Here is a 25,541-nt window from a genome sequence, read left to right on the forward strand (position 1 = left end):
CTCACATTAAATTTGATGACATAACACAAACGTAGTACCGATAATTGTTACATCCTGCAGCAAACAACAGATTAACAATTGGTCGGTACGGTAGTTCATCTCCACCCTAAAAATCTATTGAGACTTATTTTACCATACCTGATTTCATTAATGCATCATAAACTTTCTTTTGAGCCAGTGTCGCCAATGGCCAGGTTACAGCGATGGTGATCAGGCTGGATACCGCCGCAACACCTACTGGCAGACCCAGAATGAAAACCAGACCCACTCCCACAATGGCATTTCCTAAAACACAAACACCACCCTGAGCCAGAATGTGATGCGACCATTTGGTCATGTCGCATTTTACCGCCACGAAGGATACCCAGATCGATGCAATGCCATTGGCAAAGATAAAGGTTGGCCAAAGGGGCGTATACATGATTGAAATCAAGGCTTCCACTTCGGCGGCAATCAATCCGCCGGGCTGTTTGTAAAGCAGCGTCAGAATCCCGGTAAAGAATGCCCAGACGGTTCCGTTAATCAGTAACATTCCCATTTTTCCCCAGGGCAGCATGTTATCGATCTGACCGGTAATCTGGCAGGCGATAACAAAGACGATCCCCATGACAACCGCACCTATTAAAGATTTGGTGTCGGTTTTAAAAATACTTCTTTTTCCAATTGCTTGTTCGTTTTGCATTTTATGCTCCTTTTTTGTAAAGATTTATTTTTTATTTACACAGTTTTTCAACTGTTTACAAAATCGTTTTTATTAAGACCCCACCAAACCCGATAATCAGGCAGACGATGGTCATACCTTCCAGGGGATGAAGATTAATTTTTTTCTGGAAATTTCGCGATGCGTGGCGACCATAACCGCGCAGTTCCACCGATAGCGCCGCATCATTGGATATCCGCATAGCCCGGTACATCAAGGGTAGAATTGAGGCCGGCAGATTCCGAATTTTCTCACCAACGGTATCATTGGGAACCCCTCGAGCCGATTGGCTATTGCAAATGGACTGGTATTCCCCAATCATCACCGGGAAAAACCGGGCTACCATCGGCACCAGCATCGCATAGCGATAAGGAATCCGCCAGTGAATGAGCATCTGAGCCATATCCATGGGGTCCGTATGGATGCCAAACTGATAGGCCGAAAATGAGATAATGCCGATTCTTAAAAAAGCCAGGATCGCAGTTGCAACAAAGCCGCTGTATATCTCAAGGATTCCCCAGGAATAAAGCAGCTCGCCTTCTCTTCCAAAGATCAGATTAATAACCAACACTTGAGAACCAATAATGAGCAACACGACTGACAGCATTTTAAAAGATTTTAAGCTTTTTTCTGAGAGCAGTTCACTAATGAGAATCACCCCCAGCAAAATGCCATTGAGCAGGATACTTCTTGACATCAACGCCGTCAACACCAGAAATAGGCACCAGGTCAACTTGAGTCGCGGGTCTAGTTTATTCAGCCTAAACATTTATCATCTCCTCCTTCCATGAGTTCCAGCCGGACTAAATCGTCCAGATAATCATCCATTTTTTTTGCCTCAAATTCCAGGGCCAACTGATGGTTGTGCATCACTACAACCCGATTGGCAAAGTCTCTGGCTTCAGCTAAATCGTGCGTCACCAATAGAATGCTGACGCCCTGACGGCTGAGCCGGGCCAGTTTTTCCATCACCACTTGACTCTGGGAAGCGTTTAAACCTGAGGTTGGTTCATCGGCAATGATCAGCTCCGGATCATTGATGACTACCGAACCCAGCGCCAGTAATTGGCGCTGTCCCCGACTCAAACGCTGGGGGTGCATTTCCTCCAGCCCCTCGAGTCCGATCAGGGCCAGAATTTCCTGAATTTTTTGCTCTTGCGCTTGTTCATTCAGGTTTTTATTTTTCAGAACATAACTGATTTCATCTTTGACTGAACTGCAAAAAATCTGATCATCAGGATTCTGAAACAGAAATCCGATCTGACGCCGCAGTTCACCGACATTTTTCTTTGTCATTGGGGTCCCGAATAATTCGACGCTGCCGGTGCTTGGTTTGACCAACCCTTCGATAAGCTTAAGCATGGTCGATTTACCTGATCCATTCTGTCCGATGACCGCCGTAAAATCGCCTTTTTTCAGACTGAAATTCAGCGGCTGGCAGCCGGTTACCCCACCCTTATAGGTATGCGACGCACCAGTTAGCTTAATCACGTCGGTATTTTCATCCACTTGGATCGGTTCTGCCTGGCGGCTGTTTTTTCGGACGCCATATTTTTGCTGATATTCAGCAACCGGCAGAAAATCTTTGACCATCCCGGCTTCCATAACCAGCACCCGATGGGCATCTTTTAAGACTGCGCCGGATTTATCCATGACCACTAAGGTGGTGACTTTTTTCTCCCGGTTCAGTTGCCCCAGGTGCCGATACAACTCGGAACTGGTTTTGGGATCCAGTTCGGCAGTGGGCTGATCCAGTAGCAAGATCGGGGTTTTCATTGCCAGGATACTCCCCAGTACCACCTTTTGGGCCTGCCCGCCGGAAAGGGCATCCGTCGTTCGGTCCGAGAAAGCCCGGATCCCGAGAAAGTCCATAATCTCATTAACCCGGTTCGCAATTTCTTCCTGATTCAGATTCAGATTGGACACGCCAAAAGCCAGCTCATCGCCAACCCGGCGGTTAACCATCTGATTTTGTGGTTCCTGCATCATATATCCCAGATAGTCGGCCATTTGGCAGAGCGGAATAGGGGACACATCCTGGTCAGCTACCTTCACCGTCCCGGAAAGCGCACAGGGATAAAACTTCGGAGCCGCTGAGGTAATGGCATGAAGCAGCAGTGATTTCCCCGAAGCCGCTCCGCCAGTAATGACAATAAATTCGCCCGCATTGATATTCAGTTTGATGTTTTTAAGCGCCGGTTCCCTTTCGTCGGGAAAGGTCAGTGCTTTAATATCCAGTTGGATAATGGGTTTCATGGGATGGCCTCGTGATTCTATAAAAAAAACGGTAAGATTTCAGCTATCGATAGGGTAATCCTAAGGATAGCCGAAACTTTACCGTCGTTTCATACTATTATAATTTAATGGCAGGTCTCCTGACTCTGGTTTATCTGTTTTTGCGCCTTCCCGTTTCCAGTGGCATGTGCAGAAACAAAACCATTACAGTGATGGGTTCGTTCAGGATTCTCACCTGATTCCCTATTCTCCTTTTACAAGGCACCATAAATCGTGTAAATACTTTATTGTGTCAATCATAGCGAATTTATTGACAATTGTCAACTGTTTACAAAAACTTTCTTCTCAGCCAACAACAGAAAAATTTCCTACTGTTGATTGAATAGTCATACTATTGCTTCCTCGGAATATGAAATAGATTTTATTCGATATACTGTCGTCTTTGTGCAGCTTAATAAGTTATTACAAGCAAAAACTGCTAAATTTAAACCACCCTCATGCATGGTACTTACATATTCCACACCATCAAATCCTTGGCTTTTGATGTAGTCACTTATATATTGTGTTGGTAAATAATCCAGCTCACTATCATGTCGCCTTAGCGGTTTTGCTATTTCTTGGCTAATTAATTTCAGATGCTCAATATTAATTGCATGTTGGGTATATTCTATTCCCATTGTGCTATTCGCTATAAAAGGACTTATTTTATCCAAATTAGCAAAATCAATTACTACTATATCTTTTTTTAGCTTGAAGTAACCAACAGTTACATAATCGAAAACTCCAGCGCGCGTTTCATGCAAAGTAGTTTTGACTGAATCCGATAAATACAATATGCTAATACCTGCAGGATTTACGCGCCCCGAGGTTGCTAGATGCGTGGGTGGTGCTCCCATTTCTGATTTCTTAAAACCAACTTCGTCCGTACAAATACGGGTACGATAAAAAATTTTTCCTGCTTTGTGAGTTTTTCGAACACACCGGATAAATAAATCCAAAATATCCTTATTAATATGATCTGTGTGGAATCGGTTTACACGTTTTATATCTCCAACAAAATCTGTCCATTGATAATCTCGTAGAATTGAATACTCATTTAAATAATCTTTATCTTGACTTTCTAAAATTCCTACTGGATAATCAAACAGCTCTGGTTGCTCAGCATATTTTTCATGGCAGATCGCAGTAAGTAGCTGATAAATGTCATCAGGTTCTAAGTTAAAAATCGACCATTTTCTATAAAAAATGTTCTTAAGTACGTCTGTTTTTTCTTTTGGAAAGGTTGTCGGTAAACTAGATACAGATGTATATACATCTAATAACTCATTGAACCTATCAGCTAATGTTGTGTCACTCTCTAATGAGTACACATTAACATTTTTACTACCGCAAAAGTCGCAATTGCCTTTGGTTTTATGGTTCTTAATGATGTCCATAATTTCAGCATCATTAAAACATCTTACACAGCAGTTCATTCTATTTTCCCTCACTAAGATACTTTCCCATAAGTTCTAAATGATGCATAATGGAAAGCTTTTTTACACTTCCAAGCCCAGGGTAAGTTTGATTATTGTAATGTAATAATAAGGTTGTCAAACCAAGTGTCGGGGGAAAAGGATCTGACTGGTACCAATTATTTAATTTCGAAACAGCTTCATAAAATTTTTTTGCCGGGTTAGAAATATCTTCGTTTGAGTCAGAAACAAAGTGCTTAATTCTAAGGCTATTATCCTTAGCAAAATACACAATATGAATTGCTACTGCATATGGGGCAAACCCCCCTTCTTGATAGTCATTACCAACAACGGAATAGTCAGCAAAACCCTTAAGCCCATCATCTTTAAAGTACAAATGATCATCAGAAAAAAACTCATCCTCTATATCTTGATAATCTGCATTTCGGCTCTGCTTCTCGAACTTATCATCTAAAATAACGCGATTTCGCTTAATCCTACGTCGAAATGCACTTTCATCTGGTATAAGAGCATAGCAAGGATTCTCATTTGAAAACTCTTGTTCAAACAAATCCAAAAAATCACGATCTGTATTAATTACTAACAAATCTTTTTTCAGTACGCCATTATCGTCCCAATAATTCAACAATGATCGTGCATTCTTCTGTAAAATAATTGATTTTATAACAATGTTGTCGTCATAAAGTTTCTGAAATTCTTTTTTATATACACCCTCCTTTGAATCATTCTTTGCTTCATTAATGTCCTTCTTAAAAGAACCTACAATTGGATTTCTAATTACCGCTACCTGATGTTCAACACGGATGTATTCCGAGATAGTTTTAATTAATGTAGGTGATAATTTGACAGGCTCAATGATAGGAATCACATAATCCCCCAAGAGATCATTCGTTACTAATTCACGTAGAGCCAACAACTCATATTGTCTGCCCCGAATATATGGAAGATACACATTATTACCCCCTGAACTTATTTTGTAAAAAAATTTCTAAATTTTCGTAATCTTGTGATGATGGATTTGAAAAATACATTAAAGACTTCAACTCATAAGGTACTTTTTCTATTTTATTGCGCAAAATATGGTTTCTATTTTTTAGCTGTTTTAGAGACATTGCATATGCTTCGAAAATTGGTATTTGTGAAAACATAGAATAACATTCATCGTAATAAAAAACTTGTGATGCCTTCGGCAATTTCCCAAATAACTGCTTAATAATTGCTTCATATTCACCTTTATGCAGAACTTTAAAGATAGCTTGATGCTCCAATTTTGAATTGTCTTCGATCATGTCTTTTTTTAAAGTTTTGCTTATTGTATCACGTTTTGTTAGAACACAAATGCCCACAGGTGTGCCATCCAAGATATTAAGCAACCTATTAAAATTATTTTCAGATGTTACTACACATACATGATTAAATGCCTTATAGTAATCTTTTATTTGTGTATTCAATCTATCAAAACTATCAAGTTCAGATTTTATTTCATATACCACAGCTTTGCCATTAATAAGAATGAAATCCGCTTTTGATTTCCCTATAGGTATCTGCGTTAATGCTATCGTTGTATTAACACTATGTCTACCCAAAAGAAGCTTATTAAGAAGTGTATTTTGAAAGAAATATTCATTTCGGTAAGACTTAGACATGAAATTATATATTTCACTAATAAGCTCCCCATTTTTTTTTTCGCCAAAATCCGAGGCATATCGTTGAACGATTGTACCAAATGTCATATTCTCGTTATCATTAATAAGCTTGCGAAAAACATTTTGGGTAAAGAGTCTATTTAATACTACATTATTCGTTCCCATTAAACTCCCCCATTTCATTACATAACTATACATTTTTATTATAACATGAAATACAATTATCGAAAATGCCTATTTATGTAAAACAATGTCTTTTGTAGTATCTTGCAACCACTGTAAGTACCACCGCTCAGTTTCATCCTCAACGGTAAAGTGGTATTCTCTATTTTCTTTAATCAGGGCTCCACCTCTTTTTCTTAATTTTCTCTACCTCTGTTTAAATACTTGCTGATTTTTCTTTTCAGCTGTATAATGACAACATCATTACATTTAAGATTTTTATTTCTATCTTATATTCGCATTACTGTGAACTTTGCGGAAATAAAAAACATTCGTTTCACCCCCTTAAATATTTCAAAAAAAGGACATCATTATGAAAATTTCAGAAAACAACAATCATTTCTCATTAAAAAGCTACGACCCCCATACCCATGGCGGCCAATATCTGGAAAATATATCCTCAGCTAACTGGGTATCTGAGGCTTTATTCACAGCTCTGGATTTGGATCTTTTTGAAACCCTGGAGACCTTTGGAATGGATGGTGCTTCGGCTGCCCGGCTTTCCCAAAAGCTCGGCACTGAGGTCGTTGCGCTCTCCCCCTATCTGGCGCTGCTGGAAAGCCTGGGGCTGCTTTTTTGCTTTGCGGAAAACTACAGCAATACCAGCCTGACCAAACGCTATCTGCTCTCATCCAGCCCGGATTATCTGGGGGATGCCATTCGCTTCCGCGAAACCCAGGCGCTCCAGTGGCATCATTTGAAGTCTGCGCTGATGGCAAACAAATCCATTAGTCTAAGCGAACAATCAGATCCGGCAACCAATCCAGAAATGACCGCCCTGAAAAATAAGGCGGTCAATCAACTGACTCGCATGAAAGCCCTTGAGTGTGTGGGTTTTTTCACCGACTTAGCGGGAAAAATCCTGATTATTGGTCCTGGTGCGGAAACAATGGCACAATCTTTTGTTGAAACCTTTCCCGATATTTCGGTGACTCTGTTAACCAATGAAAGTGTTTTCTCACCGTCTTTGATGTCGATAAATGATTTTCCCCGGATTCACCTGGCGACAAAAACGGATCTCGAAACAGCTACCGGAAATTCCGACAATGACTATTCCCTGATTATTCTTACCGGCCTCTTTGTCAACCGTAACCCACAACTTCTTGACGATCAATTATCAGTCTATCTGCCGATGCTTAAACCCGATGGCATCCTGATGATTCACGATGCCTTTGACGAGCATGCCACCCTGATGGCCAGACTGTCCGGCATCAATCGGATGATCCATTTTGGCGGTCAAGTCTGTTCTGGCCTGACCATTATTAACCGCTTGAAGGAAGCTGGGCTCATGGTCTCTCCGCTGGTTCCGCTGGAAACCGATACCGCCGTTATTTTTGCCGCTAAATCACCCGTCTTTATCGATGCGCTGTCGCTTACGCCCCTCCAGCGTTTAAAACATCCGATCCTTAATATCGGCTTTGATGATGTCATCGAGATCGCCACCGATTCGGTCGTCGTAACGGAATTTGCCAAGAATAAGTGCGCTTTTGGTTGTTCTTCGGCCAATCTCAAACATTGTCAGGCCAATGAGATCACCTTTGACGAAACCGCCCGGCTGCTCGCCAGCTACTCCCGGGCCTTTCTGATTAAAGGAACCCCGGGAACCGGAGAATTTCAACGGAAGATCCTTGAAGCTGAACGATTGGCCTTTACCGGAGGCTTTCATAAGGCTTTTGCCTTCTGGGCCGGACCTTGTCATATCTGCGCCAGCTGTGATTTAGACAAAGCTTGTCTCAATACCAAAAATCGTCGACCTTCGATGGAAGGCTCCGGCATTGATGTCTTTGAAACCGTGCGTAATAATGGCGAAACCCTCAAAACCCTGGCAACCAAAGACGAATTTATTAAGTATTATGGCTTATTGCTGCTTGAATAAGCGCCTTTCCGATCAAAAAAACCATGGATGCCCATGGTTTGAGGTTGCCGCTAAACTACCGTACCGACCAATTGTTAATCTGTTGTTCGCCGCGGAATCGGACAGGCTCTGCCGTGTCCGCTCCGATGCGTACAACATGATCTAACAATTGTCGGTACTGGGTTATCTTTTTTGATTTCTTGACTATTCGATGACAATAACCCGCCGTTCAATCGGTTCAAAATTTTTCTCAATCGGATCCTCGGTGGGAACCCCAAAGGGCATCTGTGCAATCAACCGCCAATCCGATGGAATGGTGAAGGCATTCCTTACTTCATTGTCAATGATTGGATTGTAGTGCTGCAGACTGGCGCCCAGACCAGCTGCTTCCAGTTGGGTCCAGATCGCAAACTGTAACATTCCATTGGCCTGTTCCGCCCAATCAGGGATACTGTCCCGATAGGGTGAAAACTTTTCCATCAGTCCTTTAGTGACGGACATATCATCATAAAACAATAACGTCCCACATCCTGCTGCAAAACCATTGATGCGATTTTCAGTCGGGCGAAATTCATCAGCCAGAATTCTTTTTCTGAGCGTTTCCATCACGATACCCCAGAACTCCAGATGACGTTCACCAAACAAAACCGCAACACGTTGACTTTGACTGTTAAAAGCTGAAGGCACATGTTTAGTCGAATGATCAATAATTTCAAGTATTTCTTCAGCGGTAATTGGACTTTCATCGCATATGCCATAGATCGAACGACGATCTTCGATTGCTTCTTTATAACCTTTTGCCATTTAGTTGGTCTCCTTTTATATTCGAATGTTTAATCGTTTGCTTCCATTAAACCAGATTATTCTCTAATTATCAATAGCCACCGGTTATAAAAATGCGGTTACTTTGTTGTTCTCCAAATTTGTAAAAAAAAACAGGGTCCTGAAGACCCTGTTTTCACCAATCAATTTATCTTGTCATTATTCTTTATTCCTCGTAACTATTTTCGGGCGATCGCTTTTTTTGCCGCTGTCACGATATCGTTAGCAGTTAAACCGTATTTTTCCATCAATGGCGCAACTTTACCGGATTGGCCAAACAGATCCTTGACGCCAACCCGTTCCAGCGGCACTGGAACACCATCACATAATACTTCAGCCACGGCACTGCCCAGACCGCCGATGATGCTGTGCTCTTCAGCCGTAACGATGGCACCGGTATTAATGGCCGCCTCTGTAATGGCATTTGTATCGATGGGTTTAATGGAACCCATATTCAATACTCGGGCCGAAATACCGTCCGCTTTTAAGAGTTCCGCTGCTTCCAGCGCTGGTCCCACCATCAGACCGGTGGCAATCAACGTCACATCATCACCGCTTTTTAATAAACCGGCTTTTCCGACCTCAAACTGATAATCTTCATCAAATAGCACCGGCACGTCACTGCGGCCCAGGCGAATATAAACCGGTCCGTCGATTGCCATCGCGACATCCATCATTTTTTCTGTTTCAATGGCATCTGCCGGCGATAAAACCGTCATGTTAGGAATAACCCGCATCAGCGCAATATCTTCGATGGACTGGTGCGAACCGCCATCTTCGCCAACTGAGATCCCAGAATGGGTTAAGGCGATTTTTACATTCAATTTCGGGTAGCAGATACTGTTACGAATGATTTCATAGGCCCGCCCGGCACCAAAAATGGCAAAGGTGCTGGCAAAAGGAACCTTCCCTGCGGTCGCCAGACCGGCGGCCATGCCCATCAGGTTTGCTTCAGCAATCCCGACATTAAAATGCCGTTCGGGACAGGCGTTTTTAAAAATATTGGTCTTGGTTGCTCCCGAGAGATCCGCATCCAAAACCACCAGGTTCTGGTTTTTCTCGCCCAGCTTCACTAAATATTCGCCGTATGCCTGTCGTGTTGATTTTTTTTCTGCCATGATTATGCCTCCAATTCTGCCAATGCTTGCTTCACTTCTTCTGCATTCGGCCCTTTTCCATGCCATCCCGCATTGTTTTCCATAAATGAGACACATTTACCCTTGACCGTTTTACAAATGATCACGGTTGGTTTATCCTCTGATTTTTTGGCCGCTTCCACGGCGGTGCGCAGTTCATCAAAATCATGACCATCTTCCACGGTGATGACATTCCAGCCAAAGGCTTCAAACTTGGCATCGATGGGGAATGGTGACATGACCTCGCAGATGGCACCATCAATCTGAAGATTATTGTTATCAACAAAGGCAATCAGATTATTAAGCTGGTAATGGCTGGCGGCCATGGCGGCTTCCCAAACCAGGCCTTCCTGCAACTCGCCGTCACCTAACAGAGCATAGATCTTATGAGATTTGTTGTCCATTTTGCCGGCCAATGCCATCCCGGCAGCCACTGAAATTCCCTGTCCCAAAGAGCCGGTTGACATATCAACCCCGGGAACCTTGTTCATGTCTGGATGACCCTGGAGCATCGAGCCCAGTTGTCTGAGGTTTTCCAGCTCGGCTTTGGGGAAGAAGCCTTTTGCTGCCAAAGTTGCATAAAGCACCGGGGCGGCATGTCCTTTTGACAAGACAAACCGATCCCGATCTTCTTTGCGGGGATTTTTTTCATCCACATTCATTTGTTCAAAATAAAGCAGAGTCAAAATTTCTGCTGATGACAATGACCCTCCGGGATGACCTGAAGCTGCCTTACCAATCATCTTTACAATATCTTTGCGAATTCCCCTAACGGTTTCTTCTAAAAATGCCATTTAATTCTCCTCTTTAATAAATATCACTGTTCGTGTTTATTTGTCGATCTAAAATGTCACGTCTGATGGACTGGGGTACCCCGTCTTTAATGAACACCCGGGGTACCCGTTTGTTCACCATACAGGTAATTTCATAATTAATGGTTCCCAATGCCTCGGCCAACACATCGGCTGAAATGTTGTTGCCAAAAAGTTCCACCTCATCATAAAGGGAAACCGCTTCCACATCGGTCAAATCGATCATGCATTGATCCATGCAGATGCTGCCGACCACCGGCACCAGCTGGCCGGAAATAAAGACCCTGGCCCGACCGTTTAGCATTCGGGTGTAGCCATCGGCATAGCCAATCGGCAAGGTGCCAATGATCCGGTCTTCCTTAGCGACAAAACGGTTACCATAGCTCACCGTCTCACCAGGATGGAGAGTTTTCAAGTGAACAATGGTTGATTTCAGGGTCATTACCGGCTTCAAGCCGATTTTTGAGCGGTCCACTTCCGCCGAGGGATAAAGCCCGTAAAGGATAATCCCCGGCCGTACCATATCAAAATGAACCCCTTCCACATCAAATATTCCGGCGCTGTTGGCCATATGCTTGATGGGAATGTCGATATTCTTTTCGGCCAGTTCCGTAAGAACCTGTTGATAACGGCGGATCTGCTCCTGGGTATGCGTTTTATCGGCGGCGTCGGCGGTTGAAAAATGCGTGTACAGACCCTGAAGTTCAATCCCCGCTAATTGGTTCATCGCATCAATCATCTGGGCCGCCTCCCGCCAGCCAATCCCGATTCGCCCCATGCCGGTATCGATTTTGATATGAATGGGATGGCAAATGCCAATTTCCAGACAGTGATCTGACAAGGCCTGGGCAAAATCCATCTGATAAACCCCGGGGATCACATCCCAACGGATCAGATCAGGGATATGCTCTTTGGCGGTAAAGCCCAGCAGTAAGATCTGTTCGGTAATACCGCCCTGACGCAGGGCAATGGCTTCATCAATAAAGGCCACTGCCAGCATATCCACACCGGCATCACAAAGGGTTTGGGCACATTCGAGACTGCCATGTCCATAAGCATCAGCTTTGACAACCCCCAGAATTTTAACGTTAGGCCCAACAATGCGGCGGATTTCTTCATAATTGCTGGTTAAGGCATCCAGGTCTATTTCTGCCCAGGTCGGGCGGAGTGCCAAATCGTTCATGCCAATGTAATTCCCTGGACCATTTTCAGCACCATCGCAACCCCATTCTTAATTGAGGCTTCCAGGTTTGCCTTGTAATCATCGGTCAGATTAGAATCAGCCTTATCGGACATGGAACGAATCACCAGATAGGGAACCTGGTTCAGCATCGCCACCTGTCCCACTGCCGCCCCTTCCATTTCGACACAAAGTCCGCCAAATTCTTCCCGCAGTTCTTCTTTTAGTTTGTTAGAATCGACGCCCAAATCAGCGGTCATGACGCGACCAACACGATAGGTTACATCAAGCTCTTGAGCGGCGGTTTCGGCCAATTTAATCAGGGTCGGGTCGGCTTTGAAAAAGGTAATATCCATGTTTGGTATTTCACCCCGGGGATGACCAAAGGCCCGGGCGTCCATATCATATTGACAGCTGTCTTCTGAAATAACGATATCACCAATCTCCAGATCCGGATGAACCGCACCAGCCACACCGACATGGATGAGGGTATTAACCTTAAAAATATCAATCAATATCTGGGTGCACATGGCAGCATTGACTTTTCCAACACCACTTTTGACCGCAATAACCTCTTTTTGCTGAAGTTTTCCCTTGAAAAAAGTCATCCCTCCGTGGTGGATCTTGATTCCATCTTCCATTGCCGACTTGATGTCACGAACCTCACTGTCCATGGCTGCGATAATACCAATCATTTGCTTATTTCTCCTTTCAACAGACTCACCACTGCGTTGGCAGCGATCCCCTGTTCACTTCCGGTAAAGCCCAGACCTTCTTCGGTCGTGGCTTTTACACTGACACAATCCCCGGGTAAATCCAGGGTTCTTCTAATATTTTCCCGCATGATTTCAATATATGGCGCAAGCTTGGGGGCCTGGGCAATTATTGTTGAGTCGATATTATTGATGGTATACCCCTTTTCTGCCACCAGCTGTCCCACTTTTTTAAGCAGCAGCAAACTGTCGCAATCTTTATAAGCTCCCTCCGTATCAGGAAAGTGTTTACCGATATCACCCAACGCCAATGCCCCCAACAGCGCATCGATAATGGCATGCACCAGCACGTCAGCATCCGAATGTCCCAGCAGTCCCAGCGGATGTTCTATTTTTACCCCGCCTAAAATGAGTGGCCGCTCTTCAACTAAACGATGGACGTCATACCCTATTCCTACTCGTATCATTTTGCTCCTTCAGTTACTTTTTACTAAGTTTAACCGTGTCTTGCTTTGACAATAAATTATAACATAAACATCCAAAAAAATGCCACCAAATAGATAACTTAAAAGGTTTTTAAGTTCTGACTGTCAAAAAAGATAACCTAGTACCGACAATTGTTACATCATGTTGTACGCATCGGAGCGGACACGGCAACGCCTGTCCGATTCCGCGGCGAACAACAGATTAACAATTGGTCGGTACGGTAGTTTATCGACAACCTCAACTTAAAAGGCTATTAAGCTATTTGATCTGATGGCGAGTACCTGTATTAATTTTCGTCGATACTTCCCGTTTTCAGTAGATCCCGCACGACTTCACCAGCAATCAGAAGTCCCGCTACCGATGGGACAAAGGCAATGCTGCCCGGCGGAGTTTCTCTGATAACCGGTTCTTCGGTAGAATAAAGGACTTTCAGGGATTTTACGCCCCGTTCCCGTAATTCTTTGCGCATCACTTTGGCCAAGGGACAAACTGAAGTTTCGTAAATATCGGTAATAATAAAGCGGCTGGCATCCATCTTGTTCCCGGTTCCCATACAACTGATAATCGGAACCTTGTTTTCCTGACTTTTGATGACCAGATCAATTTTTGCCGTTACCATATCCACCGCATCGATAACATAATCGTAGTCCTGGAGGTGAAATTCCTGGGATGTTTCCGGGGTATAACAGCGATGCATCGGATGAACGATGGAAAGCGGGTTGATGGCAATCAGCCTTCTGGCCATGACATCGACTTTTTTCTTTCCCACGGTTTTGACATTAGCCATAATCTGACGATTCTGATTGCTGGGATCGATGACGTCCTTATCCACGATGGTTAAAAAACCGACTCCGCTGCGGATTAAGGCTTCGGCCACAAATGAACCAACACCACCGACTCCAAACAGGATAACTCTTGAATTTTTTAGAATCTCCAAACCGGATTGCCCAATGAGTTTCTCCGTTCGGTCAAAGATTCCTGATTCTGTTTTCATCTTTACATTCTTTCTGGAGCAGATACTCCCAAAATACCCAGAGCATTTTGAATAACCTGTTGAGTTGCCTCAATTAGTGCAACTCGGGCTTTCATTAAGGCCTTGTCGGAAACCCGCACGTGGCAGGCATTATAAAAACTATGGAACGCCGAGGCCAGATCAATCGCATAGCGGGTAATTCGGCTGGGGTCCAGCTTATCTTCGGCGGTCAGAATTTCATCCGGGAAATTAGAAAGAATTTCCATCAGATTCAATTCCTCTTTTTCGACCAGGCGGTTGTAATCCAGAGGAATCGCCTGATCCAATTCTTCGCTCATCTGGCGAATAATACTACAGATTCGGGCGTGGGCATACTGCACATAAAAGACCGGATTATCATTGGACTGCTCAATCGCCAGGTCCAGATCAAAGTCAAAATGACTATCCGGCGAGCGCAGATTAAAGAAGAAGCGGGTGGCATCGACGCCCACCTCGTCGATCAGGTCGGTCAAGGCAATCGCTTTTCCCTGACGTTTGGACATTCTTGCCACTTCACCGTTTCGAAGCAGTCGCACCAGTTGCATAATGACTACATCAAAATTAGCGGCATCAATTCCGACGGCAGTCAGCGCGCCTTTGAGTCGGGCCACATGGCCGTGGTGGTCAGCGCCCCAGACGTTGATGCAACGATTAAAGCCGCGGTTAATGAACTTATCCATATGATAGGCGATATCGGCCATAAAATAGGTGGGCAGTCCATTGGCGCGGATTAAAACATCGTCCTTATCGGAACCGAATTCGGTGGCTTTAAACCATAAGGCGCCTTCCTGCTCATAAGTGAAACCGCCTTTTCCCAACAACTCAATGGTCTTCTCAATGGCGCCGCTGTCATAAAGACTTTGTTCCGAAAACCAGACATCATAACGGATCCCATAGGCTTCGAGATCACTTCTCATTTGGGTGAGATTTTTATTTAAAGCATAATCAATCAGAATCGGCTTACGTTCTTCAGGGGTCATCGATCGATGAACATCACCGTTTGCTTCAATGAAAACTTTCATATGTTCGGTAATATCTTCACCCTGATAACCGTCCTCAGGGAAGGGAATATCTTCTCCCATCAATTGCCGGTAACGGGCATCCAGCGAATCGCCGAATTTGACAATCTGGTTTCCGGCATCATTGATATAGAATTCGCGGGTGACGGCATAACCGGTCCAGTCGGCTACTGCCGCTAAAATATCGCCAATAGCGCCACCTCTGGCATTACCCATGTGCATTGGTCCGGTGGGATTGGCGGAAATAAATTCCAGATTGAATTTTTTCCCGGCATTTTTCTGGCTCCGACCGTAATCGGCTTTCTGGGCTGCCACTTCGGTTAAAACCGCATACTGCCAATAAGGTTTCAGTTTAAAATTAATAAAGCCCGGTCCGGCTATTTCAATGGCCTCAACGTAGCTGTCCGCGGTTTTCATATTAGCCACCAGGGTTTCGGCAATAAAACGGGGGGCCTTTCTCGTCTGTTTAGGGAGCTGCATGGCGATATTAGTGGAATATTCACCATGTTCTTTTTCTCTGGGAATTTCCAGAAAAAGTTCCGGCTTAGTTTCGACGGCCAATGCTCCCGATTCGATTGCTTGATCAAGGGCATCGCCAATAATTTTTTTAATTTGTTCGGTGATCTTTTCGCGTATGTACATCCTTAATTTCCTCTCACTCTTCTATTTATTCTCAGCTAATTGCACATTTCTATTTATTCTCGGTCAGGTGAAATTTAAAGGAGAAGCGCGACCGGCGCTTCTCCTGTGATTGGCATTACTGCCATTTTTATTGGGTAATCTTGATGTTCAGGATATTCTGAGAATTGGTAACGCCTTCGATTTCGATGTTATAGTCGATTGATACCTTGGTCGGTTCTTTATCCTCATTATAATTTACAAATACATCCTTGGTTAAAATCCCCATGGTCACATCCCCATAAGGGGTGGAATACCAGGTCAAGTTTCTCTTTCCACGTTCAAATTCCATAATGGAGTTGGTTGTTCCTAAACGAATGACTGACACTTTTTGCGCATCAACACAAACGGTTGTGATTGTTCCTTCCATCCCGGAAACTTCCGATTCTTTATAAGTCACACAAGATCGATTGGCTTCTTTATATAAATCTCCTTCGGTCAGGAACTCCAGGGTATCCTTTTCATCTTCATCTTTAACGGTTCCCGAAATGGATAGCCATACTTTTTTTCTTTCTTCAGTCATTGGTCTCCTCCTAGAGGTATAATTTCTCCCACTATTAAACCATTGATGCGTTTTTTTATCAAGAAAAATTATCCTTTTAAGTTTTTATTAGGATTACGCATCAGAAAGAAATCGAACCCCTAGTTAGTGGTGCGTTTCCGCTTTGCTGACGCAATAATCAGGTCTACAAGTTCTATATACCCAATTCCGGTGGCTTCCCACATTTTTGGGTACATACTAATATTTGTAAATCCTGGTAGAGTGTTTACTTCATTGATTAAAATGCGTTCATCATCAGTGACGAAGAAATCGACCCGGGTTAAGCCGGAGCCTTCAATGGCTTCAAAGGCCTTAATGGCGTAATCTCTCACTTTTTCGGTGACTTCCGGGGACAGATCAGCCGGAATGACTACCTTGGAGTCTTCAGTGGCTGAGTACTTGGCCTCATAATCATAAAACTCTTTTGACGGAATGACCTCTCCGGGAATCGAAGCCCGAATAACATCACCGACTTCCAGCACCGCACATTCGATTTCTCTTCCTTTGACAAAGTCTTCCAAAATCAGTTTATTGTCATAAATAAAAGCTTCTTTGATGGCGGCGACGAGTTCAGTTCGGTCATGAGCTTTGGTGATACCCACACTGGAGCCCATGTTAGCCGGCTTAACAAAAATTGGGTAACCCAGATCCTGTTCAATCTCGGCAATTTTAGCATCCGCATCTCTGTTCCAGTCATTCTCCCGGAAATAGATGTATTTTCCGGTGGGGATTCCGACACTTTGGAACATGATCTTGGAAAAAACCTTATCCATACCTACTGCCGAGCTTAATACCCCACATCCTACATAGGGTTTATTGAGCATTTCAAAAACGCCCTGGATGGTGCCATCTTCTCCCATTGGTCCGTGAAGAACCGGAAAAAAAACATCGATCTTAGCGATTTCCGGATGAGCGAAGATTGAAAAGTCTGCGATCAAGTTGGCCTGATCCTGTTCCCAGGAACCATCTTTAATTTTTTCGGCATCACCAGAGTATAAAAACCATTTACCCTGTTTCGATATCCCAATGGTTACAATATTATACTTATCCCGATCGATGACACCCAAAACATTGTAAGCCGAAACTCTGGAAACCTCATGTTCTCCCGACTGCCCTCCAAAAACCACGCCGATATTGAGTTTATTTTTCATATCTCTTCCTCACTTTTCTTTCGAGATCTCACTTTTATTATTTTATTATGTCATGACCAAACTACCACTAGCTTTATCAACCCTTCGCAAATGCCTGATTATTTTAGACACTCCAGAAAATCTTCTGCGGTGATGACACGAATGCCGTTTTCTTTTAATAAAGCAACAGTAATGCCGTCTCCGTCAATTAAATTACCACTGAAGGTCCCATCATATATTTTTCCACAACCACAGGAAGGGCTGTTGCTTTTCATGATCGCAATTTTCGCCCCGGATGTCCGGGCGGTATCCAGGGTCCGCTGGGCTCCCAGGCGATATTCTTCGGTCACATCAATTTCTTTATTATTATACACTTTCCGTTCCCCATTGACCACGACTATTTCGGCCGGATCCCGGGGAATCGGCATCGTTGCCAGTACCTCCGGACAAATTGGAATGGCCTGACCTTGAAGGAATAGCTGCCGCAATTCATCCACTGGATGAGCCTTTCCTTCATAATTAATCTTCATTCCCAATAAACAGCTGGATACTAAAATCTTTTTTTTCTTTTCCAAAGCTTCTTTTAAACAAGTAAAATCTTTCTGATTCATTTCTTTCCCCTCAATCCTCGTTTTTAATCCTCATTTTTACAATTCAAACTGTCTTCCCGGTAAATCCAGGCCCCTCGTTTAAAAACCATTTTATATATCATATCTTTTAAGACAATTTCGCCAATTTTTATCACCGTATCGGGAGCAATGGTCACGCCATTAGTAACCCGGGCACCAATCCCAATTTTAGTGTTTTTACCAAGGGTCACCGCCTTGCCGATAATCACCCCGGGTTCCAACACACAGCTGTTTTCAATTCTGCTGTTTGCTTCAATTATCACTCCGGTACCAACCTGACACTGCTCACCGATAACAGTTCCTGCTCCGATGATGGCCCCGGCCCCGATGGTGGTTTCACTGCCGATCATGACATCTTCGGAAATCACCGCACTGGGGTGAATCCTCTTTTGGTTCGCCTGGTTACTCATCCGTTATTCTCCTATTTTTTCCTGATTCTCAGACCTTTGGGATAGTGATTTTTGATTAAACCCTCACTGGCTTTTCCAAACCCCAGCGCATAGCCATCATAGCCAACCAGAACCCAGCCTTTTGCCACTTTCAGATTTAGTGCCTCACCCTTTAAATACTGATAGGCCAAATCTTCATCCGCTAAATCACAAATGTTTTTAGCCTGGGATAACTTAAGCGCCATTGCCAAGGCATAACTGGGTTCAAAGCGATTCTTTTTAAAAGTCCCCAGATGAAGACCCGTACGCAAGAGTTTTAAATTGGCAATCCGTTCGAGATCAACCCCTGCCGGGATGGCATAGAGATGTTCACCTAAAAGATAAAGACGGTCTTCAATTTTTTGATAAAAATCCGGCTCCAGATTATTTTTGGCAAAATCGGTATAATCTTGCAACTCGATTCGGGTTGCTTTTTTTAACCGCGATTTAGCGTATCCCTGTTTGATCTCGAGGACTTCGGCAACACCTTCCGATTTTATCAGTCTGGCAATAAAATGTCCTTCACCTTTGACGGTCATGGGCATAATTCGCAGGGTTTTAGCAATGGCTTCCGCCTGATTCCGGGTCCAGTCGACCCGGCCATGCTCAGTAATCCCGGGTAACGTGATGGTTTCCAGAACATAGGGATATTTATTAATAAAGGCTTCGATCATCTGTTCATTTTCTTCCGGCGAAAAGGTGCAGGTTGAATAGACCAGTACCCCGCCGGGTTTTAACAGACGATGGGCGGTTTCCAATATTTTTTCCTGCTTGCCCATACAACGGTCAACCCGTTCCAAACTCCAGTCAGCCAGAGCACCCGGGTCTTTTCGGAACATGCCTTCGCCGGAACAGGGCGCATCCACCAGGATTCTATCAAAACTTTCATAAAAGGAATCCACCAGCCGTTCCGGAAATTCATTAGTGACGATGGCATTGGTAATTCCCATCCGTTCGATATTGGTGGATAGGATCCCGGCCCGGGAATTAACCAACTCATTGGCAACCAGTACCCCTGCCCCCTGAAGTTTAGCACCGATTTGGGTCGATTTACCGCCGGGTGCCGCACAAAGATCCAGCACCCAATCGCCAGGTTTTGGGTCCAGTACTTCGACTGCTGCCATGGCCGTCGGTTCCTGGACATAATAAAGCCCGGCATAATAACGCGGATTTTTCCCCGGCCGCACCTCATGATCAATATAAAACCCTTCTTTACACCAGTTCACACCCTGGGTTTTAAACGGTAATTTATTGGCCAGCTCTGCTGGGGATAGCTTCAGGGTATTCGTTCGGATACCTTTGCTTTCCGGCTGGTCATAGGAGTCCAGTAGGCTTTCATAGTCGTCACCCATCAGATTTTTCATTTTTTCTTTAAACGCTTCAGGTAATTCCATTATGATCCCCATTTTCATCCCAATTTATTTCCGGCAGAGCCGTCTCCGGCACTGTACCGATTGTTAGCAATACTTATTTCATTATACGTAAAGCCCATGTTAATTACAATAAATTTGTCAAAAAACGCCGAAATAAAAACACCAGCGCAAGCGTTGGTGTGAGGTTGTCGATAAACTACCGTACCGACCAATTGTTAATCTGTTGTTCGCCGCGGAATCGGACAGGCTTTGCCATGTCCGCTCCGATGCGTACAACATGATGTAACAATTGTCGGTACTGGGTTAGCTTTATTAGACAGTCTGACACCAACTTAGGCGTTGATGTTTTTGTGAGAACTTATAATTGCTGGTTCATTATTTCTTTGGTTTTGCAAAAATCATCCGTCCGGCTGCTGTTTGCAGAATGCTGGTAACGATCACCGCGGTTGTCGTTCCGATGTATTTCTTGCCATTTTCAACAACGATCATGGTTCCGTCGTCCAAATAAGCAACGGCCTGGCCGTTCTCTTTACCACCTTTTACCAGGAGAACCTTCATCTCTTCCCCAGGCAGAACAATTGGCTTGACGGCATTGGCCAACTCATTAATGTTAAGCACATCGACCCCTTGAACGGTGGCAACCTTGTTAAGATTATAGTCGTTGGTCAAAATCTTGCCTTTTGTTGATTTCCCCAGTTTTACCAATTTCGAGTCGACCTCATGCGTGTCTTCAAAATCTTCTTCAGTAATTTGAACTTCAATTTCCAGATCAGTCTGAATTTTGTTTAAAATATCCAAACCGCGACGGCCGCGATTCCGTTTCAGCTCATCGGATGAATCTGAAATCAGCTGAAGCTCATTAAGCACAAATACCGGGATCACTAGGGGGCCTTCAATAAAGCCGGTTTTACAGATATCAAAAATCCGTCCGTCAATGATCACGCTGGTATCCAGTAGTTTGGGAATAGCCGCGCCTTTCTTTTTAGCGGGCCGCTTTTGTCCAACCGGTACATTGGCATCCTTTTCCCGCTTGGCGCTCTGAAAAGCCTGGAGAATATCTTCCCGTTTTTTGATTGGCAAGGAAAAGCCAATATAACCCAACACAATATAAATGCTGATCGTCAGCAGACCACCGATCCAGGGAATGGGAATCTGCGAAAATGCGAAACTGATCAACATGGCAATCACCAGACCAATCACCAAACCACCAATACCGAGGCCAATGTCAATGAGCCGAACATTTTCCATACTGGTCTCAACAACTTTTGACAGCTTTTTAACGCCTTTAAGCATCAGTGGAAATAGAATGAAAAAAATAAGTCCAAATAGAACAATCAGAGCCGCATAAAGAATAACTTCCAATTCTGGTGTCAGGTCAATCTTCAGACTTCTCAAAATCCACGCATTGGTAACCAACACATTGGCCAGAGCCATCCCAACCAGAATTCCCACAATTCCAAATGACACGCGAAGTATCTTTTGTATCATCTTCTTCACCTCCTTTCATATTAATACCTTGAAATTATAGCACTCAATTCTTAAGACTACACTATTAAATACAACAAAAGGCGTGAAATTCACGCCTCACTATGTACTGAACTATTGATCAAATCTAAGATTTCTTCTTTATCTTTATCTTGAATCAAGACCATTTCGCTAACGATGAAATTTCGGGCATTATTCAACATTTTCTTTTCTCCGGTTGAGAGGCCTTTTAATCGATCCAATAGGATAAGATTCTTAACAACCTTTGCTACTTCAAAAATATCGCCGGTTTTTAAGCGTTCCAGGTGTTCCCGGTACCGCCGGTTCCAGTTTTTTTCCATCACATCCATCGGTAATTTCAGTGACTCGATCATCTCATCAATTACTGACTGGGACACGATAGTTCTTACCCCAATATCATCAACTTTATCAACGGGAATTAGAATTTGCAAACCCTCGGATACGATCTGCATGATGTAGTAAGGTTTCGTTTCTTCAAATATTTCTCGTTCTTCGATTGCTTCAATGATACCCGCTCCGTGCATCGGATAAACAATTTTATCCCCAATTTTATACATTTCAACCACTCCTATCATCGATTCTCGTTATATTATAACATATAAAAAAGGAATAAGCCTTTTATTTTATAAAAAACCTATCCCTGTGTCAATATTTATTTATTTAATTATTCATCTCTATATAATCATGGTTAAACTGATCCGTTTTCGTTTCTGATCGACAGCCAGCACCTTAACGGTTACCACATCCCCCAGTGACACCGCTTCTGACGGGTGTTTGATATAACGATCGGTAATTTGCGAAATATGCACCAGCCCGTCCTGATGGACACCGATATCAACAAAAGCGCCAAAATCAATGACATTCCGAACCGTGCCGATCAGCTCCATATCCACTTCCAAATCGCTCATCGATAACACGTCGGATCGCAGATGGGGCTTGGGGGCATTCTCCCGGGGATCACGTCCCGGTTTTTTAAGTTCTTTGACAATATCATAAAGAGTTGGGATGCCGATTTCCAGCTGAGCCGCCATTTCGGAATAGTTCAGATCGTTAAACAAGTCCTGCTGTTCCCGAGTGCCCAGTTTTTCCTTCTTAATTCCTTTTAGCTTCAGGAGTTTTTCCACGCTTTTGTAGGCCTCCGGGTGAACCCCGGTATTATCGAGAATGTTATCCCCGTCATCGATCCGCAAAAATCCGGCGCACTGCTCATAGGCTTTGGCGCCCAGACCTTTGACCTTCATCAGTTCTTTTCGACTTTTTATCGGGCCGACGCTGTTACGATAATCCATTATATTATTGGCAATGGTTTTATTGACGCCGGCCACGTATTTGAGCAGCGCCACCGAAGCCCGGTTGACGTTAACCCCAACATTATTGACGGCGTCCTCGACCGTTGCTTCCAGGACCCGCTCCAGTTCTTTCTGATTGACATCATGCTGATACTGACCGACCCCAATGTGTTTGGGGTCGATTTTCACCAGCTCGGACAGCGGATCCTGAAGCCGCCCGCCAATGGAAATAGCCCCCCGAATCGAAACATTGATGTCCGGGTATTCTTCGGTCCCCAGTTCCGATGCCGAATAAACCGAAGCCCCGGCCTCATTCACCACAATGTACTGCACCGGCAGCTTGGTTTTTTTGATAGTTTCGGCAACAAACTGTTCCGACTCCCGGGAGGCGGTGCCGTTGCCGATGGCAATAATGTCGACCTGATGGCGTTCAATCAATTCCAGAAATTCTTTTTCCGCTTTTTCGGCCTGACCTTTACCAAAGGTGGGGTAGATGGTGGTGTAATCCAGCACCTTTCCAACCTTGTCGAGAATGGCAATTTTGCAGCCGGTTCGAAAGGCGGGGTCAAAACCCATCGTGACCTTTTCTTTAAAGGGCGGTTGGAGCAGCAATTTTTTCAGGTTAAGGGCAAACATCTTAATGGCCCCTTCTTCCGCCCGTTCTTTTAAAGCAGTCCGGATTTCCCGCTCGATGGCTGGTGCAATCAACCGGGTATAGCTGTCTGCTATGGCTTTTAATAAAAAACTGGAGGGCTCGGCTTTAACCAATTCTTTTTTTAGATAGGCTTCAATTTCTTCGCTGGGGGCCAATAATTTTACTGACAGGGCTTTCTTCTTTTCACCCCGATTAAGCGCTAAAATCCGGTGATCCTTAATGGTTTTAATCGCTTCGCTATGATCGAAGTACATTTCCAGTTCCGGGTTTTCCACTTCTTTACCCTTGACCACGGTGGATTTGATTTGTCCCTTATCATAGGTGCACTTTCGGATCACGCCCCGATAACTGCCATTGTCCGACACGATTTCGGCAATAATATCCATCGCCAATTGCAGGGCTACTGCGGCGCTGTCGACTTCTTTTTCGGCGTCGATATAATGAAGTGCTGCTTCCTCCAGTTCGGCTTCAGTCAGTTTTTGCTCCAGAATTTTCAGCGCCAATGGCTCTAGTCCTTTTTCCCGGGCCACCGATGCCCGGGTTTTCTTTTTCTGTTTGTAAGGCAGGTAGAGGTCTTCCACTTCCTGCAGGGTTTGGCTTTTTAAAATGGCGCTTTTTAATTCCGGGGTCAGTTTGCCCTGCTCCTCAATGCTACCGGTGACCTCTTCGATTCGTTTTTCCAGTTTTCTTAAATATGTTAAACGCACATCCAGATCCCGTAACAGGGCATCACTTAAATTCCCGGTAACCTCTTTCCGGTATCGGGCAATAAAGGGAATGGTATTTCCGCCATCGATTAAATTGATGGTATCTTCCACCTGCTGCGGGCGTATTGAAAATTCTTTAGCGAGTTGATTGATTATCTGTTCCACAAAATTCTCCATTTCTTACTTTAATAAATTGAGCGTCGGGGTTTTAATTTCCAAAGATTAGTTTAACATTTTTTTGATATAATCACAAACCATCCCTGAAAATCAAATGAGTAATACAAAACCAGCCGCCGTTTGATTGTATAAAAAATCGGTTCATGGTAGAATATTCTGTACTAAACGAAAAGGAGCAACACCTTAATGGCTATAAAATTTATTGTGGATTCCATGTGTGATACCAACAGTGACATTCTGAATCGCTATGATTTTGATATATTACCCTTTCCCGTAACCCTCGATAATAAAACCTACTTCGATGGCATTAACATCACCCCCGAAATGGTCGTGGATTTTGTCAATAATAACAGTAAACTCTTTCCCAAAACCGCTCAGATCCAGCCTCTGGATATAACCAACACGATTGAAAAACACCTTAAGAATGGTGACGATGTTATTTATCTGGTGCTTTCCTCAAAACTTTCCGGCACCTACCAGACCGCCCGGCTGCTGGCCCGGGATTTGCTGGAAAAATACCCCGATCGTAAGGTATCCATCGTCGATTCACTTTCGGCTACCACTGGTTCGGCCCTGATTCTTTATCAGGGACTGAAGCTCAACAAGCTTAACCGTCCCTATGAAGAAATTGTCGAAACGATGACCTTTCTGGCCCAGCACGCCCAGATCTTTTTTCTGGTCGGCGATATCAAATGGCTGGCTCAGGGCGGTCGGATCAGCCGAAATGCCGCGATGCTTGGCGATATGCTCAAAATCGTGCCGATCCTATACTTTAAAGACGGCGAGATCCTGGTCTATGAAAAAATCCGTGGTCAGAAAAAAGCCTTAAAAACCCTGTTCGCCATTGTTGAAGAAAAAATGACGAATAAGGATCAGGTCCTTGGAATGATCCAGAGTACGGCTCTGGATCTCCAGGATAAGGCCCGGAAATATTTTGAAAAAGAACTGGGCATCAAAAACTTCCTGCTGCCTGAAAAAGCCGGTTCCACCCTAACCGTTCACATCGGTACTAATTGTCTGGGGATCATGTTTTTTGATGAACTGCCGGATAATTATGTCAATGTGACCCCATAAAATCCGATTATTTTAAGCGGTCATAAAATAAAGCGTCTGGC

At 44.0% G+C, this 25,541-nt stretch carries 24 protein-coding genes and 1 riboswitch; of the genes, 2 read left to right on the forward strand and 22 right to left on the reverse strand.

What is annotated here, in order from left to right; all coding sequences use genetic code 11:
* Positions 1–124: 124 nt before the first annotated feature.
* The 6 genes from A3KS_RS0105780 to A3KS_RS0105805 form a co-directional block, all read right to left on the reverse strand.
* Complete coding sequence (locus A3KS_RS0105780) at positions 125–682, reverse strand: hypothetical protein (protein ID WP_035355423.1); 558 nt, start codon at positions 680–682, stop codon at positions 125–127.
* 55 nt (positions 683–737) lie between these two features.
* Positions 738–1,469: an energy-coupling factor transporter transmembrane component T family protein gene (locus A3KS_RS0105785; RefSeq protein ID WP_026394110.1), complete on the reverse strand. Its 732-nt coding sequence runs from the start codon at positions 1,467–1,469 to the stop codon at positions 738–740.
* Positions 1,457–2,956, reverse strand: coding sequence for an ABC transporter ATP-binding protein (locus tag A3KS_RS0105790; protein WP_026394111.1), 1,500 nt, complete (start codon positions 2,954–2,956; stop codon positions 1,457–1,459). Before A3KS_RS0105790 ends, A3KS_RS0105785 begins: the two co-directional genes overlap by 13 nt.
* A gap of 92 nt (positions 2,957–3,048) precedes the next feature.
* Positions 3,049–3,219: riboswitch (cobalamin riboswitch) on the reverse strand.
* Positions 3,220–3,321: 102 nt separating this feature from the next.
* The gene (locus A3KS_RS0105795; protein ID WP_026394112.1) at positions 3,322–4,410 is read right to left on the reverse strand and encodes an RES family NAD+ phosphorylase; all 1,089 of its coding nucleotides are present in this window, start codon (positions 4,408–4,410) and stop codon (positions 3,322–3,324) included.
* Between the two features lies 1 nt (position 4,411).
* Positions 4,412–5,362: a sce7725 family protein gene (locus A3KS_RS0105800; RefSeq protein WP_026394113.1), complete on the reverse strand. Its 951-nt coding sequence runs from the start codon at positions 5,360–5,362 to the stop codon at positions 4,412–4,414.
* A gap of 4 nt (positions 5,363–5,366) precedes the next feature.
* Complete coding sequence (locus A3KS_RS0105805; protein ID WP_026394114.1) at positions 5,367–6,221, reverse strand: sce7726 family protein; 855 nt, start codon at positions 6,219–6,221, stop codon at positions 5,367–5,369.
* Between the two features lie 370 nt (positions 6,222–6,591).
* Between A3KS_RS0105805 and A3KS_RS0105810 the strand changes: the two genes are divergently transcribed.
* Positions 6,592–8,154, forward strand: coding sequence for a DUF2284 domain-containing protein (locus tag A3KS_RS0105810; RefSeq protein ID WP_026394115.1), 1,563 nt, complete (start codon positions 6,592–6,594; stop codon positions 8,152–8,154).
* Between the two features lie 183 nt (positions 8,155–8,337).
* Here the strand turns inward: A3KS_RS0105810 and A3KS_RS0105815 are convergent, their stop codons facing one another.
* From A3KS_RS0105815 to A3KS_RS0105890, 16 genes are all read right to left on the reverse strand, one after another.
* Entirely contained in the window at positions 8,338–8,937 is a 600-nt protein-coding gene (locus A3KS_RS0105815; protein WP_026394116.1) for a nitroreductase family protein, read from the reverse strand.
* Positions 8,938–9,134: 197 nt separating this feature from the next.
* The gene (locus tag A3KS_RS0105820) at positions 9,135–10,073 is read right to left on the reverse strand and encodes a transketolase family protein (protein WP_026394117.1); all 939 of its coding nucleotides are present in this window, start codon (positions 10,071–10,073) and stop codon (positions 9,135–9,137) included.
* Between the two features lie 2 nt (positions 10,074–10,075).
* The gene (locus A3KS_RS0105825; RefSeq protein WP_026394118.1) at positions 10,076–10,885 is read right to left on the reverse strand and encodes a transketolase; all 810 of its coding nucleotides are present in this window, start codon (positions 10,883–10,885) and stop codon (positions 10,076–10,078) included.
* 13 nt (positions 10,886–10,898) lie between these two features.
* Positions 10,899–12,086, reverse strand: a complete 1,188-nt coding sequence (alr, locus tag A3KS_RS0105830; RefSeq protein ID WP_026394119.1) for an alanine racemase — start codon at positions 12,084–12,086, stop codon at positions 10,899–10,901.
* Positions 12,083–12,778: a 5'-methylthioadenosine/adenosylhomocysteine nucleosidase gene (locus tag A3KS_RS0105835; RefSeq protein WP_026394120.1), complete on the reverse strand. Its 696-nt coding sequence runs from the start codon at positions 12,776–12,778 to the stop codon at positions 12,083–12,085. Before A3KS_RS0105835 ends, alr begins: the two co-directional genes overlap by 4 nt.
* On the reverse strand, positions 12,775–13,260 hold the full coding sequence (gene ispF / locus A3KS_RS0105840; RefSeq protein ID WP_026394121.1) for a 2-C-methyl-D-erythritol 2,4-cyclodiphosphate synthase: 486 nt from the start codon (positions 13,258–13,260) through the stop codon (positions 12,775–12,777). Before ispF ends, A3KS_RS0105835 begins: the two co-directional genes overlap by 4 nt.
* Before the next feature lie 308 nt (positions 13,261–13,568).
* A complete protein-coding gene (locus tag A3KS_RS0105845) occupies positions 13,569–14,276 on the reverse strand; it encodes a tRNA threonylcarbamoyladenosine dehydratase (protein WP_026394122.1) in 708 nt (235 codons plus the stop codon).
* A gap of 2 nt (positions 14,277–14,278) precedes the next feature.
* Positions 14,279–15,955 (reverse strand): arginine--tRNA ligase, encoded by a 1,677-nt coding sequence (gene argS / locus A3KS_RS0105850; RefSeq protein WP_026394123.1) that lies wholly within the window; start codon positions 15,953–15,955, stop codon positions 14,279–14,281.
* Positions 15,956–16,082: 127 nt separating this feature from the next.
* Positions 16,083–16,514 (reverse strand): YwiB family protein, encoded by a 432-nt coding sequence (locus A3KS_RS0105855; RefSeq protein WP_026394124.1) that lies wholly within the window; start codon positions 16,512–16,514, stop codon positions 16,083–16,085.
* A gap of 119 nt (positions 16,515–16,633) precedes the next feature.
* Positions 16,634–17,683, reverse strand: coding sequence for a D-alanine--D-alanine ligase family protein (locus A3KS_RS0105860; protein WP_026394125.1), 1,050 nt, complete (start codon positions 17,681–17,683; stop codon positions 16,634–16,636).
* A 98-nt stretch (positions 17,684–17,781) separates the two neighbouring features.
* Positions 17,782–18,273, reverse strand: coding sequence for a 2-thiouracil desulfurase family protein (locus A3KS_RS0105865; protein ID WP_051355687.1), 492 nt, complete (start codon positions 18,271–18,273; stop codon positions 17,782–17,784).
* A 23-nt stretch (positions 18,274–18,296) separates the two neighbouring features.
* The gene (locus tag A3KS_RS0105870; protein WP_026394127.1) at positions 18,297–18,701 is read right to left on the reverse strand and encodes an LbetaH domain-containing protein; all 405 of its coding nucleotides are present in this window, start codon (positions 18,699–18,701) and stop codon (positions 18,297–18,299) included.
* A gap of 11 nt (positions 18,702–18,712) precedes the next feature.
* Positions 18,713–20,113: an RsmF rRNA methyltransferase first C-terminal domain-containing protein gene (locus tag A3KS_RS0105875; protein ID WP_026394128.1), complete on the reverse strand. Its 1,401-nt coding sequence runs from the start codon at positions 20,111–20,113 to the stop codon at positions 18,713–18,715.
* A 354-nt stretch (positions 20,114–20,467) separates the two neighbouring features.
* The gene (locus tag A3KS_RS0105880; protein ID WP_026394129.1) at positions 20,468–21,580 is read right to left on the reverse strand and encodes a PIN/TRAM domain-containing protein; all 1,113 of its coding nucleotides are present in this window, start codon (positions 21,578–21,580) and stop codon (positions 20,468–20,470) included.
* An 89-nt stretch (positions 21,581–21,669) separates the two neighbouring features.
* Entirely contained in the window at positions 21,670–22,155 is a 486-nt protein-coding gene (locus tag A3KS_RS0105885; protein ID WP_026394130.1) for a CarD family transcriptional regulator, read from the reverse strand.
* 117 nt (positions 22,156–22,272) lie between these two features.
* The gene (locus A3KS_RS0105890; protein WP_026394131.1) at positions 22,273–24,414 is read right to left on the reverse strand and encodes a Tex family protein; all 2,142 of its coding nucleotides are present in this window, start codon (positions 24,412–24,414) and stop codon (positions 22,273–22,275) included.
* A gap of 198 nt (positions 24,415–24,612) precedes the next feature.
* Here A3KS_RS0105890 and A3KS_RS0105895 point away from each other — a divergent pair, with 198 nt between their 5' ends.
* Entirely contained in the window at positions 24,613–25,500 is an 888-nt protein-coding gene (locus A3KS_RS0105895) for a DegV family protein (RefSeq protein WP_026394132.1), read from the forward strand.
* Positions 25,501–25,541: the final 41 nt, after the last annotated feature.

Origin of the sequence: Acetobacterium malicum subsp. dehalogenans DSM 11527, assembly GCF_000472665.1 — a bacterium.
In the GTDB taxonomy this organism is placed as follows: Bacteria; Bacillota; Clostridia; order Eubacteriales; family Eubacteriaceae; genus Acetobacterium; species Acetobacterium malicum.